Origin of the sequence: Microcoleus sp. Pol7_A1, assembly GCF_036701085.1 — a bacterium.
In the GTDB taxonomy this organism is placed as follows: Bacteria; Cyanobacteriota; Cyanobacteriia; order Cyanobacteriales; family Microcoleaceae; genus Microcoleus; species Microcoleus asticus.
Genome location: NZ_JAUBQD010000019.1, coordinates 68,995 through 86,080, shown reverse-complemented (window position 1 = coordinate 86,080; position 17,086 = coordinate 68,995). Strand labels below are relative to the sequence as shown.

The following is a 17,086-nucleotide window of genomic DNA, read 5'->3' as shown; positions in this document are numbered from 1 at the left end:
AAATGCAAAAAATCAAGTTTTCACATTTTTAATTTTTAATTTTCAATCTTACATTGGGGATTATTTAGCACCCATTTGGGCTGCCACTTCATCGGCAAAGTTAGCTTCTACCTTTTCAATGCCTTCGCCCAACACAAAACGCACGAAGCGACGCACTTGGACATTTTCTCCAATTTGGGCGATCGTTTGTTTCACCAACTCTTCCACCGAGATATTCTGATCTCTAATAAAAGGCTGATCCATCAAAGATAACTCTTTCATGCGCTTGTCAATACGCCCTTGAACAATCTTTTCTTTGATGTTGTCCGGCTTGTTGCCCAAGTCGTCCTTCTCCATTTCAATTGCCTTTTCTCTTTCGACAACTTCGGCGGGGATATCTTCAACTTTCACGTATTCCACATTCGGGGAAGCTGCAATTTGCATCGCAATATTCCGCACCAAAGTTTGGAATTCTTCGCGGCGTGCCACAAAATCAGTTTCGCAGTTAACTTCCACCAGCACTCCGACGCGGCCGCCCGTGTGAATGTAGCTACCTACGAGCCCTTCTGAGGCAACCCGTCCTGCTTTTTTGTCAGCCCCGGCGAGACCTTTTTTCCGCAGCCACTCAATGGATGTTTCGATATCCCCATCGTTTTCAGCGAGGGCTTTTTTGCAGTTCATCATGCCCGCGCCGGTTTTGTCGCGCAGTTCTTTAACAAGTTTTGCAGATATGTCCGCCATCTTCTTTAAGTTCCCAATCAAAATTAGTTATTAGTCATTAGTCATCAGTCATTAGTCATCAGTCACTAATTTTAATGTTAATGATTAGACCAGAGTGAAGAAATACCCAGTCGATATTAGTACCGACTTTGTAGGTGTAGCGCCAGAATTAATTCTAGCGCTGACACAATGAATGCTTTTGCCAGAACTCTACTAATGACTTAGACTCCTGCCATGTACAATTAAAAATTAAAAATATCCAACTAAAAATAATAATTATTTTTAATTTTCAATCTTTAATTTTTAATTTGCTGGTGTCAGATTCCGAGGGCAATACTAGCTCTCGGTTTCTTCGCCTTCGGCCTCAGCAGCTTCGTCGGGATCTACATAATCGGGGTCATCCAATTCTTCGATTTCGACATCATATTCAGCGCCTTCGTAACCACCGTCGTAGTCGTAGTCTTCCTCAGAGTCGCCGCCCTGCTGACCGTGACGACCTTCGTAGATGGCATCAGCCAACTTGCCGACAATCAGCTTGATCGATCGAATAGCATCGTCGTTCGCCGGAATCGCAATGTCCACCAAATCCGGGTCGCAGTTGGTGTCCAACAGAGAGACGATCGGAATTCCCAACTTTTGGCATTCCAACACCGCATTATACTCGCGGCGTTGGTCTACCAGCACCACTCCGTCGGGAATCTTGCGCATGGATTTAATCCCGCCCAGATACTTCTGGAGTTTGGCCATTTCTCGGCGCAGCACCGAAGCTTCTTTTTTCGGCAGCAAATCGAGGGCGCCGATTTCCTCGCGGCGCTCCAAATCCTTGAGGCGCTCCACGCGGGACTTAATAGTCGTCCAGTTGGTGAGCATTCCTCCCAGCCAGCGCTGGTTGACGTAATAAGCACCGCAGCGTTGAGCTTCTTGGGCTACAATCCCGGCAGCTTGGCGCTTCGTACCCACGAACAAAAACTTTTTGCCTTTTTCTGAGGCCACTCTCATGTACTCGTAGGCGTCTTCCATAAGCTGAGCGGTTTGCACGAGGTCGATGATGTGAACCCCGTTGCGCTCTGTAAAAATGTAGGGAGACATTTTCGGGTTCCACCGGCGGGTTTGGTGTCCGAAGTGAACCCCTGACTCTAACATTTGAGCCAAACTGACTACTGGCATTGTATTTTTAACTCCTGTATTCGGGTTAATCCTCCACCCGGTCGTATTTCTGAAGGTTTGCGCCCTCGAAACACCCGAAAACCCGGATGTGCGAATTTAAACAACTTTTCTAGTTTATCACAGCGCGCGCTACTTTGTCTGACAATCTGATATCCCTAGGTTTAGATGGGCGGTGGGCACCCGGAGGTGAGATTTAGTGCGGGGTGCGCAGGCTGCGGTTAGAGTTACTTGCAAGCGCTTATTAAAAACGAAAAATCCAGGTGGGAGCTTGCCAAAGCCTTTGTTCGCTTGTGAGAGAATGGCGTTGTTGGTGCGCCTCTTGTGCCTTCAAGCTTCGATCGAGCTGGTACCCATTTTTTTCGATCGCCCATTCTGTCGGCTTTACTGCCGTGCCCTCTCGATCCGCAAAAATCCCAAAGCTAAAAACGATATGCCCATCCCCATTCTCGTCCTGCTTGAAGTTCTAATTGTCATCGCACTTTCCCGACTTGTCGGTTTAGCATTTCGATCTATCAAACAACCTCAAGTCATTGGAGAAATTGTAGCAGGAATTATGCTCGGACCTTCTCTGTTTGGCTTAGTTGCACCAGATTTAGCAACAGCACTTTTTCCAGCCGAAGCCGTTCCCTTCCTCAACGTGCTGTCTGAGGTGGGGCTGATATTTTTCATGTTCTTGATTGGTTTGGAACTGAATCCCAAGTATCTCAAAAGCAATTTAGATATCGCGATTTTAACTTCCCACGTCAGCATTCTAGTGCCGTTTTCTCTGGGAAGCTTGCTAGCACTCCTGCTTTATCCCATCGTTTCAAATAATAGCGTTTCGTTTACAGCCTTTGCCCTATTTTTGGGCGCTGCGATGTCAATTACTGCTTTTCCTGTGCTGGCAAGAATTATTACAGAACACAACTTACAGAATACAAAATTGGGGACGCTGGCCCTGACTTGCGCGGCCGTTGACGATGTGACAGCTTGGTGCTTGTTAGCAGTGGCGATCGCAGTTACTAGAACTAACTCAATGCTAGGCGCTTTACCGACAATTATTGCATCTTTAATTTACATCGGTTTCATGCTGACTGTAGTCCGATGGTTGTTGCAGCGGCTTTCCAAGCACTACAATCGCACCGGCCGATTAACACAGTTAGTGCTTGCAGGAATTTACATGGGAGTTGTAGCTTCTGCCTTAATTACTGAATTAATCGGCATTCATTTAATCTTCGGTGCATTTTTGCTGGGTGCCGCAATGCCAAAAAATGCGGGATTAACCAGAGAATTAGCGGAGAAAACTGAAGATTTTGTCTTGATATTTCTGCTTCCAGTCTTTTTTGCTTACAGCGGTTTGCGCACTCAAATCGGCCTGCTCAACAGTCCCGAATTGTGGCTGCTGTGCGCCGCTGTTTTGGGAGTGGCTATTGTCGGCAAATACGTCGGCACTTACGTGGCGGCAAGAGTCTGTGGCATCAGCAACCGCGAAGCTTCTGCACTGGGATGGCTGATGAATACTCGCGGTTTGACTGAACTAATTGTGCTGAATATCGGTCTTTCCCTGGGCGTAGTTTCGCCGCTACTATTTACGATGTTAGTCATCATGGCTTTAGTGACAACTTTTATGACTTCGCCACTATTGGAGTTGACTTATCCCAAACGGTTAATTCGGTTAGATATTTCAGAAGTTAGCTCTGAGGAATTAGAATTAGAAGCTTCACCAATTGCGGCTAGCAGCGAAGAAACTGCTAAAAAATTGCTGCCAACTTATCGAATTTTAGTACCGGTTTCTAATCCCAGCACGCAGAAAGGTTTACTGCAACTAGCGGTAGCGCTGGCGCAGCCGGCTGCTGGTATGGGCGGTGACGATTTACAGTCGGCGGCGGTTCATCCTTTGAGTTTGATAGAATTAAATGAGGATTATGCCTTTGAAAGTACGCCTGCGGAAGCAGATCGCATTATTCAAGAGCGCCGCTGGAAATTATCAGAATTGATTGATAGTTTGGAACTGCCTGACGCGCGAAAATTTGTACATCCTATCATTCGGGTTACTAATGATGTAGCCCGGGAAACGGCACAAATTGCGCAAATCGATCGCGCGGATTTGATTTTATTAGGATGGCACAGGCCTAGTTTTAGCAGCAATCGTTTGGGAGGACGTGTCGGTCAAATTCTCAGCAACGCTAAGGTGGATGTAGCAATTTTTGTTGACAGAAACCGGGAAACGTTGAATAACTTGTTAGTACCTTACGCGGCAAACATTCACGATGATTTGGGGTTAGAATTGGCGCTGAGACTGTTAGTTAATAGCGAGGAACGCCGTTTGACGGTGTTGCGGGTGGCGGTTGACGGGGAATCTGGAAACGAGCTGAGTTACGAGTTTCAGCGAGTGATGGAGCAGTTGCCGGTTGAGGTGCGATCGCGCATTGAAACTCCGATTGTGGAGGCTGCTGAGCCAATTCAAGCTGTGGTGGCGGCTTCTGCTAATGCTGATTTGACTATTGCAGGTACGAGTCGGGAGTGGGGAATTGAGCGCCAAACTTTGGGACGGTATACTGATGAATTGGCTGTGCAGTGTCATTCTTCGCTGCTGATTACGCGGTGTTACGTTAAAGTGCGATCGCACTTGGCATCGGTACTTCCTCAAAGGTAGTCAGTTGACTGTTGACTGTTGACTGTTGGCAGTTGTTATTAGTTATTGGTTATTGGTTATTTGTGAGTGAGTACCAATGCCCAATGCCCAATGCCCAATGCCCAATGCCCAATTATTAATTACCAAGATTATGAATCATTTAAGCCTCAAATCGCTGGCATTTTACGGGATTGCGATCGGCTCTGTTTTGCTGCTGTTTAAAGTAGTAACTGCTTACGGCGAAACAAATTTAAAGGCTGCTCCGGCAATTGGGGGAAGTTATCGCTTCGATGCTAAAAGTTTGCCCGAATGTCTGGAATCTGATTCCTTGGTCTTGACAATCGAGCAGTCAGGTGTTTATTTGAGCGGTAATTTGCGATCGGGCAGCAGCGAGGGCGATCGCGTAAAAACAGCCGAGGAGAAACCTTCTCTATTTGGCAAGTGGGAAACTCAAGGATTGAGTTTGTCGGGTGCTGTTCCTAATTTAACGGGTTGCAGCGACTCCAAAGCAACGGGTCAAAACAGTTCTGTTAAACTGCGAGGAATTGTGGAAAAAGAAAGCCTCAAGGGAAAAATTAGTCTGACAGATGGGGCGGCGGCTACTGATTTTACGGCTCAAAGAGAAGCGGCGGTGCAACCCCAGAAGAAGGAACATTGATCGATTCCAATGGGGCATAAGAAATGGGAAATGGGTAATTGTCAAATTCTTTGTCCCTCTCCGACTCTGCGACTTTCCTACTCTCCGCTTCTCCCCAGGCTGAGTAAGGAATCAAAAAGCTCTGGAGGCGGGGGTGGGGGAGTGGGCGATCGAACTCCCGCCCCCAGAGCTCGCCCGCGACGCTCGGTTGCTGCTAGATTGGAAAATATATCTAAAAGTGAATGATAAAAATAAAGTATCCCAGAAGAGTCCTTGGTTGAGAATTTGTCTTGCTCAAGACCCCCCGTGCCCGTATAGTTTGTTTGGAATGGATGTTGCCGTGATCTTAATGCCGTCAGAAACTTCGCTTACCCAGTCAAAACCCTTGATTTTAGACAGTTTGCCAGACTTGTCGCCGAACGATGGCGGATGTCCCCGCCGGGCCAGATTGCAAATTGACTTGATGTTGCTGGCGATCGAAGCCTTGTATCTCGGAGGTGCTGAAGAAATGCTGGCAGTGTCAAAGGACCTGGAATTGGAATCAATTATCAAAAATCGGGTTGCCCTTTGGCTGATGCGCAATACTAACCCGCTGAGACGCTACACGCAGCGCCGCTCCCTTACCATGGTGGAGGCAAAAGCGCTGGTGGCGATCGCCTGTAATATGGCGCGCAAGTTAACCGCGACAATTCGGCAGTTGCTGCTAGACTCACAGCAGTTGCGATCGAGAAATATCCCCCTCAACCAGAACTTGCCGCTGGCTGAGTATTTAGAACGCTTTCGAGCTCACTTTCGATCGCGCATGAACCCCAAGCGATCGCTAGTTGCAGCTTACGATTCCGACGACAAGCTCAACGAACTAGCTTTGAACTTGTTGAGCAAACTGCTATTTTGTACAGGCACAGCCGGAATGCAGCGCTTCTGGGTTAGCCTGTTTGATGGAGAAGTTGAATAAAAAATGACTATTAGGCGTCAGTACAGTCTGCCAAATTGCACCCTGGTTCTAGAAGGGTTGAGCGATGGATCGGCAGCCAGCCAGTTAGATATACGGCCGGTGCTTTCCATACTAATGAGCGCTGAATGCTATGTTACAGGTCTCAGCGGGCCCCTAAGCGGGGGACGAGACTTTTTTGAAAGCTTGGTGAGGGCCGTCAGCAGCTACGCTCAAGAATTTATGAGCGGAGTGCATTATCCCGATCGCTACGGCCCGAATTTGGGTATGGTGCAGTTGCACAGAATAGACGGGAATTTGCATCGGTTGACCGTTCTACCCACCGAAACAGGCAGCCCAAGCCAAATCGATCAAAAAACAGAACTGTCGGCAAAAGTAGATTTGACGACGGTACAGCTATTTGACTTAGTGGAAGCGATCGATCAGTTTTTTGCGGACACGCAGACGCTGCCGGAATTGTCACTGCAATTAACCCCAATTTCCAAGCGTTACGTCAAGTCTGCCGAACCTTTGGCGAAGCGGAGTTTGCCTGCTGTCGTGGGGGTGTCGAGTTTGGCTTTGGCGGCGATGGCGTTTTTCTTGGTGCCGGTGCCCGAAGTCCAGCGCCCGAGAGATCCGGTGCCGCAGCCCAATCCAGCCGGCCAGAATCTGGGAACGCCGAATCCGGGCGGATCGGGTTCGCCGAATCCCAATCCCACGCCTGCGGCGGGCGGTTTGCTGCCTGGGACTCAAACTCCGAACGCTGAATCGAGTTCGCCGACTCCGATCCCCGCGCCGCAGCCGGACGCTTCACCTAGCGCCACACCGCAGTCAAACACTTTGCCGGAAAGCACGCCGAGTCCTGTTTCTGAAGGTTTGGCAAGCCCTGAGGTGGCAGCCGTGCCAATTAGCGATCCAGGGGAAATTGAGCTGTTGAAGGGCAAACTTTCCCAGCAAATTGACGGAGTTGTGAAGAATCAGCCTCCGGTTGATGCGGAGTTGGTTTATCGGGTGAGTGTGGCTAAAGACGGGGCGATTGTCGGTTACAAGTCGGAAAATTCGGCAGCAGTCGATCGATCCGAAACGCTTTTGTCGGAGTTGCTTTACAAGCCGGTTGGCAGCAGGCCGCCTGCGGAACCGCTGGCTGATTTCCGAGTAGTTTTTGCACCAGACGGCACTGTTCAAGTCACTCCTTGGTAATGGTTGATTGTTGACTGTTAACGGTTAACTGTTGACTGTTAACGGTTGACTGTTGACTGTTGACTGATACCAAATCCCGCTTAAATGCTCCCTCAATCTCTTAGTCTGCGGAGGCAGACTTGGTTTTTACAGTAGCGATTTCAATCGCCGAATCATCTACAAACCGATTGCGGATTTAAAATCCTGTTGGTGCGATCGGCTCAATGTCGGGGTCAAATCCTCCGACTTGATTTGTGCGAATTATCCACAAAAATGCTCCCTGTTTTAAGAAAATTTTGGCGATTTCATCTTGGGTACGCCTGGGCAGCATTGTTCGGTAACTAATAGCAGCTTTTATTAGGTTCACTATACCCGCAAAAAAGGTTTTTTTCAGTTCCGAATCAATCCCCGCCAATCTCGGATTTTTCCGCCAATCTGGACGGACAATGCCGAGGGGCATTAATACTTTTTCTAAACTTTCTCCTAAAGCTACTAACTGGTGAAATCTTTGGGTTTGTGCGTCGGTGGGATGTGTTTTCAGCCAGTCTTGAATCTGAGGGTTTGACTCTATTTCGGAAGTAATTTTTTTAATTGTCGCGTAAATTGCCTGACTTGAATCTTGGACGCAAGAAGTTGCTGGGGTGACTAAACTTGCGCCGGTGCCGTCTCCGCTGCGGTAGCGGGCCATCATGATATCTAGTTGCTGGTTTAGTTCGGTTAAAGGCGACAAGGCGATGCCGTCAAAATCGTAGTCGCAACACACGCAATCTAATTTACAGATGATATCGCAAACCGGGCGATCGCCCAACCAGCCGCGCTGTAAGTCTCCCATATAGCTTTGCCATTTGCTGGAACCGGCAACAATTCCGTCGGGATTGTGGGCGTAAACTTGTTTGTATTCTATGTCAAAACGCAGTTCGCTGGTAAATCGATCGCGCACCAGTTTTGCTACTCCGAAAGCAAAATGTCCGGTGACAATTCCCAGCGGTGCAGGTTCGCGTTTTTTGCCACCGATACCGCCGAAACTGTGAATCACTATGCCGATATCTCCTTCTTGCCAAGGGGAGATTGAAGCGTTTTCTGTAGCATCATTTGGGGTTAACAATACTATTTTTGCTTGCCCTTTTTGTGCTGGTGTATTTGCCCAATTTTTGCTGCTTAAATAAGCCAGAGATTTTTGTAGACCGAAATGTGTTTCATCTGGTGTTAATTGGGCAATTTTGCGGGGTTCGATTGCCTGCACTACAAACATACTGTCTTCGTCTCTTTCGCCGTAAATGTACCAGCCGTCTGGATTTAAGGGCGATTTTTCGATCAGGTGATTGGTAGACCTCGCTACGCCATTTTTGTCTGGCTGTACTTGCGGAATCCGAATAATTTCCCCTGCGCCGTCAAATTGTCGAGATGTTTTGTTGAAATGCCGGACAATAAATTTGTCGCTGTCGGGTTCTTTTCGTTGCAAAATTGAGACGAAGGCGCACAAACGTCCGATAATTTGTACTGGTTCGCGATCGATCGTGAGTTCATAGCGATCGCTGCTGCTATAATTAATCGCAATCACCGGCCTGCGCAGCATCACAGTCACGCTGTCTTCGAGTCTGGTGCCTGCTAGAGTTTCTAAAGGGCCTACATTTCGCCAGCCGTTCAATCTATCTGGATGAATGTTGCCAGATTTTTTACTATCTTGAGCCTGTTTTGTAAAGTTGATATCTTGCGTTACTGCGTGGGAAAAAAACTGTACTTCGCGATTTGTACTCCATTTCAAAAAAGCTGTTTTGCCAATAAAGTTTTTATATTTTTTGGGCGCATTTATTACTTCAATAAACACTGTACCGTAGGGCTGGCGCTGTTCGCTTGATGGCAAAATTAACCGCCCGTGCCAAAGAGCGATCGGCTTGTAGAGATAGGCAACTGCTGCTGAATTTTCGCAGATTATCTCCGGATCGAGCGCTTCTGAAATATTGCTTTTTTTTCCAAAAATAGCAGCCGTTAAATTGCTGTCACTTTCTACGAATTGGGGTTCTAAAAAAACTTTGTCAGGTTCTGAAATATTAGCGGGTGAATTGCCAGCCTTTCTTTTGAACGACCGTCTAAAAAAATGGCGGTTTCCCTCGAATTTCGCCTGCAACCAATTGAGTAAAATCCGAATAAAAATAAAAGCTGTTAGACCACAAATTACAGCCAGAACTATCAGCGCCAGAGTCAAAATGAATTGGTCGAAAGATTGACCTGACAGTAAAAAAATTGTGGGCCCGTTCAAAGAAAATGCCGCCATAATATCTAAAAACGAGTTTTAGGTTCGATCCAGTCTGTGCTGGCTTGACTGCCGAAAACTAGGGGTTTGTCCTCGGTGATAGCTACGGTTTTGCCGGTCATATCAACTGCACAAAGAGGCCAAGATCGATCGCCCAAATTGCCGGCGCGGAACAGAACTTGTCCGGGACAAACTTGACTCCAACCCAACAATACAGCATGAGTGTAAAGACTGCGAGCGGGAGCAACGGTATAAGTGTAATTATCATTTTTGTCCCAAATGACACCGTAGTCGGACATATCGGAAGAGTTGAAAAGTGCTTCAAATTCGCGGGCGAGAACGCGGGAACCGTCTTGATTCCAAGAAACAGGTACTAAAATGGCGATCGTCCCGGACATATCTGTGTCATCGCTAGCATACATTCCGCTTTCCGCCAGCGGCGAAGCAGCCGCCACTGTTTGCAGTTCCCCAGTTTTGAGATTTTCCACAAACATGACGCTGCTAACCCGACACCGGGCGAATTCCGGCTGCACTTGCAACTCAATTCGACTGTAAGCCGCGTATTGGCCGTTAGTTGAAACTAGGGAAGGACTGCGATAGTAGCGGAGGCCTGTGCCGGCAGTTGAGCTAACTTTAGCATGAGTGGCACTAATCCATTCCCACGGAACGGGATAAGGGCTATTTAAAGGGTCAGTCATCGGTTTTTCTTCCAAAAGTTTTACTGGATTATCCAACAGATTCAGGCTTACACGCAACGGACTAGAAACCCGGTTTTAGCCTCGATACTTCGCCACCCAACCCCAGATTTGTAGAAACCGGGTTTCTTTTTCAGATTTTAGATTTGTGCTCCCATCTAAAATCTAAAATCGATCGGCAAAGGCGGCAAGGTCTGCTATCTTAATTTAGTTCGTTACACAACTTAACTCAAGTTTTATTAAAATCTCACAGGTCAGATAGTACCGAAATCAATATGGTATGTGAACCGAGAGGGAGTTTGACCTAATCACCTCATAGTTTACTAAACTTTTTCTCAAGCGAATTATGGCGATTTTATTGACAGACGCTCCGTTGTATGCTATAAGGTCTAGATAAAGCCAAAAACCAAAGCAATTTTTTTCTGGTTTGCAATTTTTTTCTGGTTTGTAAACAAACCACCATCGATGTAAAACTGACCAGCCTATAAAAAGGTCGAACGGGATACCACGATTCGTTAAATAGGTTGAAAATAATGATTAAACAATGGCTAAAAGCTTAAAAAAAAATAGTTGTACTGACAAAAAATAGCGTGTTGCTCCACCCGAATTTACGGCAGTGGACCAGCAGGAGCAGACTCATGCACGTAGAAGCAGGAGTCAGACCAAGCAACGAAAATACTTAGAGTTGAATGGTGAAGCAAAGATAAAATTGAGCCAAGTTTTGTATAGCAGGAAATATGACGCGATCTTTTAACCAAAAACCTTCCATCCCCCCGACTCGCGCCTCCAAGTCGCGGGGAAAAGGTTTGCTTGTACTGTCGCTGATTTTTAGGCTGCTGCTGCTGGGGGTAGGGAGCGGTTTTGCCTGGGTTCTGGGGATGGCGATCGCTCAAATTTATCCCTCAGGCGCGACGGAGATGCCGCTGGCAGAGAGATTGCTGCGTCTCACTCAAAATGTGACCCCCAGCCCGAAACTCGCACCAGCAAAGCAAATTCCGGCGCTCCCGACACCAACCGCTACACCCAGTCCGCAGTCCACAGTCAGTCCTGCGCAGAGAGAGAAATTGCAGTCGGATTTGAGACAGTTGCAGGGCGAGCTCAACGCGCTGATCGGCCGCACGGCGGCTTTGGAAAGCCAGTTGGGCAGCAGCCGCCCGACGGAAAGTTTGGAAAAGCGGTTGCAGTTGATGTCGCAGCAATTGGCGGGGCCGGAAACGGCGGCAAGTCCTGTTCCTGCTTTGCCCGCGATCGGCAGCAGCCGGAGTCCGATCGCTGAAACTGTTAATACTGCGCCACAAAATGCCAACAATCCGGTGTTTGGGGGGGACGGGCTGATGGTGACTCTGCCCAGCGATGTTTTGTTTGATACTGGCAGCATTTCTTTGCGCGCGGGAACAAGTGCGATTTTAGACAATTTGGTGGCGGAGTTGGGCAATCACGAGGGGGCAACTGTGCGGGTTGCGGGCCACACTGACGACGCCGGGGAAGCGGCGGACAATCGCAATGTGTCGTTGGCGCGGGCTCAGGCTGTGGTGCAGTATTTGTCTGGTGTGGTGGGCCAGAATTATCATTGGGTGGCGATCGGCTATGGGGAAAGTCGCCCTTCGGTAGACAATAGTTCCGATACTAATCGGCAGCGCAACCGCCGCATTGAAGTGGCAATTAGTCCTTAGTCATCAGTCATCAGTCATCAGTCATTTTTCAAGCATCTTATTCCGATGCCAACAGAAACCAGATAAATTAAATATTTCAATTCCCCTCTCCCTATGGCCCCATCTCCCTATCTTCCCCGCTATCAGGCTATCAGGCCGAAGGTGTAAGAGGTGGCAAGTCAGAATTATTTTTAGCCTGATCTATGGCATCTCGATGTTCGCTCCTAAGCTTCGGTTTTAAATACAAGTTCTCAATCAAAGCTGCCACTCCCGCAAACCAAGGCGGTACAATTACAGCTCCAATAATTCCCAATACTTGAACGCCTCCCAAGACAGACAGCAATTGATATAAAGGATGCACACCAACCGATGAACCAACTAGCAAAGGATCGAGCACGTAGGTTTCCAAATTCTGGATGATTACAAATAACAGCAATACCCACACAAATAGCCAGCCGCCTTTAGCAAAGGCTACGATTAATGCTGGTACTGCTCCCAAAACTGGCCCGATGAAGGGAATCAAGTTGGTAACGCCGGCGATCGCACCCAAACCTAAAGCAAATTCCGGCATTCCCAAAATGCTCAAACCTGTGGTAATAAATATCCCTAAAATGCCCGAAACTAACACTCGCCCGCGAATATAACTCCCCATTCTTTGACCGATTGGCGCGGCTTGTGCTGCTAATCTTGCGTCCCAAGGTTTTGGGAAAAACTGCACCAAACTTTTAATTAATGTGTCGCTGTCAGCAACCATGTAACCGGAAATAAATAATGCTAAAACTAGGCTGAAGACACCGCCTAGAATGCCTCTCGTTAAACTGTACGATCGCAAAACCAGTTGTTGGCTCGATCGAATCAGCCAATTAGTCAGCGATTGAGTGTCCACAAACTGACCCACCAAGGTTGGGGCATTGTCGCTCAACCGACTCAATACATTAGTTGCCACAGTTCGCAAACTTTCGACATAAACGGGTAACTGCCGCAGCAGTAACTCTATTTGTTCGATTACCGTGGGGCCGATTAACACTACCGTCCCGCTAAATCCGCCGATGAGAGTTAAATAAACCATAATCACTGCCAGCCAGCGGGGAACCCGCATGGTTTCGGCCCAATTAACGATCGGGACGATCGACGCGGCCAGCACGACTGATATCATCAGAATTACTAGCAAGCTGCGCAATTGCCACAGCAGCACTAGCAGCAAGGACGATGCTACTATTAGCAGCAAGTTAGGTAAAGAAATAGTAATCCGCTGTTCTGACATGATTAAGTAATCAAGGTTTGTATTCGCGCTTATGTCCTCCCATAGGGGGAGTTTATTTATCTTCTCAGTTACCAAATATATGTGGGGTAAAATCTGCCCCTACTCATATTATAATCAAAAGTAACATCAGTAAAAAAAAAAATATGCAACCGCAATATTCAACCCAAGATTTCTCCACTATTTCGTCTATTAAATCACCAACGCTGTTTTACGAATGGCAAAATTATCGCTGTGCTTATGATGTTTATAAACCAACTACTGCGACAGAAGATAGCATCCCTTTGTTATTAATTCATCCGATAGGAGTTGGTTTGTCAAGAATCTTTTGGCATAGATTTTGTGATAGTTGGTACAAAGCAGGGAACAGCAATCCGATTTACAATCCCGACCTTTTGGGCTGCGGCGATTGCGAAATGCCGGCTGTGGCTTGCTATCCTGACGATTGGGCTGCACAGTTGCAGTTTTTCTTGGAAACAGTAGTAAAAAAACCTGCGATCGTCCTCGTGCAAGGTGCTTTACTAGCTGTAGCCTTGGCTTTAGCAAAAAAGCAGCAGGAAAGCGGCTCAAATTTAATTCGCGGGTTAGTTCTCGCGGGGCCTCCCGCTTGGGCTGTGATGAACAAACATTCGACAGACAGACAGCAAAGAATTGTCTGGAATTTGTTAGATTCTCCCTTGGGAAACGCTTTTTACCGCTACGCCAGACGCGCTGAATTTTTGCGTTCTTTTTCCATCAAACAACTCTTTGGCGATGCGACAAAAGTTGACAGCGAATGGTTGAATGCTTTGCAAGCTGGGGCGGCAAATCCTGACAGCCGGCACGCGGTTTTCTCGTTTTTAGCGGGGTTTTGGCGCCAGGATTACAGCGGTACGATTCAAAAGTTCGATCGACCTGCACTCATTGTGATGGGAGAAAAAGCCTCAAGCATCAGTCAAGCGGGTAAAGAAGAAAAACCGGATGAAAGATTAGCGCAATATTTAGCCCATTTTCCCAAAGGGGAAGGTTTATTAATGCCGGGGCGGAATGTTTTGCCCTACGAATCAACCGCAGAATTTGTCGGGGCTGTTGCGGAGTTTGTGAACAAGTTAAATAAAAATTAAATCTCTTTCTGAAGTTGCGGTCTAATAATAACTTATTTACACAGTTAATAGACCTCATCATGTGTCCCGAGGTCTAGTAAAACAATGACTTCACTATTTTTTTCCGTATCCTCTTCAATCGAGAACACAATCCGACAATTATAGCCGCAATAGCAGGACTGAAGACCTTCAAGTTTGCCACCTAGTTTATGAGTACCTAGGTTGGGAAAAATACATCTGCTTCCATTTGTTGAAGAGAGTCTTCAATACGTTGCTGGAGGTGAGGATTTCGTTTCACAAACTTGCGGAATGCTCGTTTGAATTTGGGAGTCAGAACCAGTGGTCTCATGCTTCGGGCTCGTCCCAAGACTGGCGTAATTTTGAAATAACATCCTCGGCTGACTGCTGTCGAAATTTGCCTGTACGGAAATCAGCTAAGGTTTGTTGAGCATCCGCAGCTATTTCGGCGCGGATACTCTCGCGGTGACGGTTTTGCAGGATTTTTATCAGCATTTCCTGCTGTTCGTAGGACAGTTGTAAAGCAGTTTCTAGCACTTGGTCGAGGGTATTCATAGAGCTAGGCTATTACCTCTAAGGTTGAACAACTTGCGAAGTTTAGTAAATTGTATCGCTTATTCCAAGACTAGGCTAAACAAAAAAAATGTACTAAACTCGGTTTTGTCATGAGCGACAAAATCATTACGATCGAACCAGGTAAACGCGGTGGAAAGCCTTGCATCAGCCGAATGCGAATTACCGTGTATGATGTGTTGGGTTGGCTGGCTGCGGGAATGTCTCATACAGAGATTCTAGACGATTTCCCAGAGTTGACGGAGGAAGACATTAGAGCGTGTTTAGAATTCGGCGGTTGAAACCGCTTCTTGTCAAACAAAGTCTGCCTCCGCAGATTATGAATTTAGTTTCAACCCCGATGCCAGATGGTTGTACCATCTTTTTGATCGATCAGAGTAATGCCCCGATCCTTAAGTTCGTTGCGAATGCGATCGCCCTCAGCAAAATCCCTAGCTTTCCGAGCATCTTTCCGCTGTTGAATCATCACCTCAATCTCCGCATCACTCAAACCATCAACAGCATCATTGCTATCACTTTCCGGCTGAACTTCTAAACCCAAAACCTCCGCCAAACTCACCAATGTCAGCCATTTTTGCTGCAACAAATCCGGCGAAGTTTCTGTTTTGCCTTGATGCACTAAAACATTGCCTTCCTTGCCCAAGTCCTTAGCCAATTCAAACAAAACAGTCAAAGCACTCGGAGTATTGAAATCATTGTCCATCGCTGATTGAAAGTCCTGCACAGCTTTGCTATCCTGTCCAGTTTTCTCAACGTCCCAACTCAGTTGAGAACCGTATCGGAGGCCAAACAGCAAACCTTCATTGATAGTCTTCCAGCCATTTCGAGCACTAGCGATCGCCTCTTCGGTAAAATCAATTTGACTGCGGTACTGCGCTGTTAACACAAACAGCCTCACCGCCATCGGTTCCACCGCTTTTGACTTCTCGCTTCCTTCCTTATTACTCCGTCCCTTACCAAGGGGGGGCTGGGGGGGGTTAGATTCCAAATCACCCGACCAATTCCCAGCCAACAAATCGCGAATTGTAATAAAATTGTGCAAAGATTTCGACATCTTTTTGCCTTTGACAGTCACAAAAGCATTGTGCATCCAATAATTAGCAAGTGACTTGCCAGTCGCGGCTTCAGATTGAGCAATTTCGTTTTCGTGGTGCGGAAAAATTAAATCGGAACCGCCGCAGTGAATGTCAATTGTTTCGCCCAAGCAATCGCGCACCATCGCCGAACATTCGATGTGCCATCCGGGGCGACCTTTTCCCCAAGATGAATCCCAAGCAGGTTCTCCGGGTTTAGCGCTTTTCCACAGAGCAAAATCCGAGGAATCTTGCTTTTTTTGAGCTTCTATTTCTGCGGTTTCCAATCTACCGCTAGCCCCGGCTTGCATTTCTTCCAACTTGCGGCCGGAAAGTTTTCCGTAATCGGCAAACTGCCTCACGTTGTAGTAAACGTCGCCGCCGGAAGCATAGGCATAACCTTTATTTTCTAATTCGTGAATCAGCCGTTTAATGCCGTCCATTGTATGGGTGGCGCGGGGATATTCATCGGCCCTGAGAATATTTAGCTTGTCCATATCTGCAAAATATTCATCAATGAAGCGTTCCGCCACGGCTTCCATTGTGGAATTAGTTTCGCGGGCGCGGTTGAGAATTTTGTCGTCAATATCTGTAAAATTCTGCACGTAGCGCACATCGTATCCCCGCCACACAAGATAACGCCGCACCATGTCCCAAACAATGTAAGCGCGGGCGTGGCCGACGTGGCAGTAATCGTATACCGTAACGCCGCAGCAGTACATCCGCACCTTTCCTGGTTCGATGGGTTCAAAAGGTGATTCGCGACGGGTCAAGCTGTTGTAAAGCGTTAGAGTCATTCGATTTTAGATTTTAGATTTTAGATTTTAGATTTTACAAGATTTACGCAGAACCTCTATGTGTAGGGTGCGCAATGCGCACCCGATCTGTATAGGTAGCGCGTCAAACTATTTTTGCGTCTAGGACTGTTGGTTGGTAGTTGCGATCGCCCGTTAGCGAAGCTTGCAGAAAAAGAGCGCCCAACTGCCAGCCTAGGAAATTTGGTACTAAATCTCCTCTATCCATAGTACCGCCCCGGCCGACTCAATCTCACATCTAATTCATGTCAGGGAATCTTGACAATAGTTGGTGACGATCCCCACAAGCGTTTTTTTGTCAAGGTTTCCTGACATATTGATCCCCAAAATCACGAAAATGCGTATAACTACTCATGATTGATGGCAAAGACCCCTTGACCCGATCGCAACTTGTCTGCAACATTAAGTCATGACAAAGCGATCCCAAAGAAATGCT

15 protein-coding genes are annotated in these 17,086 nt (G+C 47.2%); 7 read left to right on the top strand and 8 right to left on the bottom strand.

The window, feature by feature from the left end; translation table 11 throughout:
• Positions 1-60: 60 nt before the first annotated feature.
• Positions 61-720, bottom strand: coding sequence for a translation elongation factor Ts (tsf, locus tag QUA20_RS13525; RefSeq protein ID WP_333189326.1), 660 nt, complete (start codon positions 718-720; stop codon positions 61-63).
• Positions 721-1,035: 315 nt separating this feature from the next.
• Positions 1,036-1,866 carry a 30S ribosomal protein S2 gene (rpsB, locus tag QUA20_RS13520; RefSeq protein WP_333189325.1) on the bottom strand — a complete coding sequence of 277 codons (831 nt, stop codon included), beginning with the start codon at positions 1,864-1,866 and terminating at the stop codon, positions 1,036-1,038.
• Positions 1,867-2,134: 268 nt separating this feature from the next.
• Here rpsB and QUA20_RS13515 point away from each other — a divergent pair, with 268 nt between their 5' ends.
• The 4 genes from QUA20_RS13515 to QUA20_RS13500 all read left to right on the top strand — a co-directional run bounded on the left by QUA20_RS13515 (position 2,135) and on the right by QUA20_RS13500 (position 7,248).
• Positions 2,135-4,501 (top strand): cation:proton antiporter domain-containing protein, encoded by a 2,367-nt coding sequence (locus QUA20_RS13515; protein WP_333189324.1) that lies wholly within the window; start codon positions 2,135-2,137, stop codon positions 4,499-4,501.
• Between the two features lie 76 nt (positions 4,502-4,577).
• Positions 4,578-5,138 (top strand): hypothetical protein, encoded by a 561-nt coding sequence (locus tag QUA20_RS13510; RefSeq protein ID WP_333189323.1) that lies wholly within the window; start codon positions 4,578-4,580, stop codon positions 5,136-5,138.
• A 307-nt stretch (positions 5,139-5,445) separates the two neighbouring features.
• Positions 5,446-6,072 carry a DUF3038 domain-containing protein gene (locus QUA20_RS13505; RefSeq protein ID WP_172187058.1) on the top strand — a complete coding sequence of 209 codons (627 nt, stop codon included), beginning with the start codon at positions 5,446-5,448 and terminating at the stop codon, positions 6,070-6,072.
• 3 nt (positions 6,073-6,075) lie between these two features.
• A complete protein-coding gene (locus QUA20_RS13500) occupies positions 6,076-7,248 on the top strand; it encodes a DUF4335 domain-containing protein (RefSeq protein ID WP_333189322.1) in 1,173 nt (390 codons plus the stop codon).
• 175 nt (positions 7,249-7,423) lie between these two features.
• On the opposite strand, the gene QUA20_RS13495 is transcribed toward QUA20_RS13500, so the two are convergent.
• Positions 7,424-9,502 carry an abortive infection protein gene (locus tag QUA20_RS13495; protein WP_333189321.1) on the bottom strand — a complete coding sequence of 693 codons (2,079 nt, stop codon included), beginning with the start codon at positions 9,500-9,502 and terminating at the stop codon, positions 7,424-7,426.
• Positions 9,503-9,507: 5 nt separating this feature from the next.
• Positions 9,508-10,179, bottom strand: coding sequence for a hypothetical protein (locus QUA20_RS13490; RefSeq protein WP_333189320.1), 672 nt, complete (start codon positions 10,177-10,179; stop codon positions 9,508-9,510).
• A 734-nt stretch (positions 10,180-10,913) separates the two neighbouring features.
• Between QUA20_RS13490 and QUA20_RS13485 the strand changes: the two genes are divergently transcribed.
• Positions 10,914-11,849: an OmpA family protein gene (locus QUA20_RS13485; protein WP_333189319.1), complete on the top strand. Its 936-nt coding sequence runs from the start codon at positions 10,914-10,916 to the stop codon at positions 11,847-11,849.
• A gap of 130 nt (positions 11,850-11,979) precedes the next feature.
• Here QUA20_RS13485 and QUA20_RS13480 read toward each other — a convergent pair whose 3' ends face one another.
• Entirely contained in the window at positions 11,980-13,092 is a 1,113-nt protein-coding gene (locus tag QUA20_RS13480; RefSeq protein ID WP_333189318.1) for an AI-2E family transporter, read from the bottom strand.
• Positions 13,093-13,235: 143 nt separating this feature from the next.
• Here QUA20_RS13480 and QUA20_RS13475 point away from each other — a divergent pair, with 143 nt between their 5' ends.
• On the top strand, positions 13,236-14,192 hold the full coding sequence (locus QUA20_RS13475; protein WP_333189317.1) for an alpha/beta fold hydrolase: 957 nt from the start codon (positions 13,236-13,238) through the stop codon (positions 14,190-14,192).
• Between the two features lie 324 nt (positions 14,193-14,516).
• Here the strand turns inward: QUA20_RS13475 and QUA20_RS13470 are convergent, their stop codons facing one another.
• Positions 14,517-14,744 (bottom strand): hypothetical protein, encoded by a 228-nt coding sequence (locus QUA20_RS13470; protein ID WP_333189316.1) that lies wholly within the window; start codon positions 14,742-14,744, stop codon positions 14,517-14,519.
• A gap of 110 nt (positions 14,745-14,854) precedes the next feature.
• Here QUA20_RS13470 and QUA20_RS13465 point away from each other — a divergent pair, with 110 nt between their 5' ends.
• A complete protein-coding gene (locus QUA20_RS13465; RefSeq protein WP_172187031.1) occupies positions 14,855-15,043 on the top strand; it encodes a DUF433 domain-containing protein in 189 nt (62 codons plus the stop codon).
• A 50-nt stretch (positions 15,044-15,093) separates the two neighbouring features.
• Here the strand turns inward: QUA20_RS13465 and cysS are convergent, their stop codons facing one another.
• Positions 15,094-16,632: a cysteine--tRNA ligase gene (cysS, locus tag QUA20_RS13460; RefSeq protein WP_333189315.1), complete on the bottom strand. Its 1,539-nt coding sequence runs from the start codon at positions 16,630-16,632 to the stop codon at positions 15,094-15,096.
• Between the two features lie 103 nt (positions 16,633-16,735).
• Positions 16,736-16,858 (bottom strand): hypothetical protein, encoded by a 123-nt coding sequence (locus QUA20_RS13455; RefSeq protein WP_333189314.1) that lies wholly within the window; start codon positions 16,856-16,858, stop codon positions 16,736-16,738.
• Between the last annotated feature and the right edge of the window lie 228 nt (positions 16,859-17,086).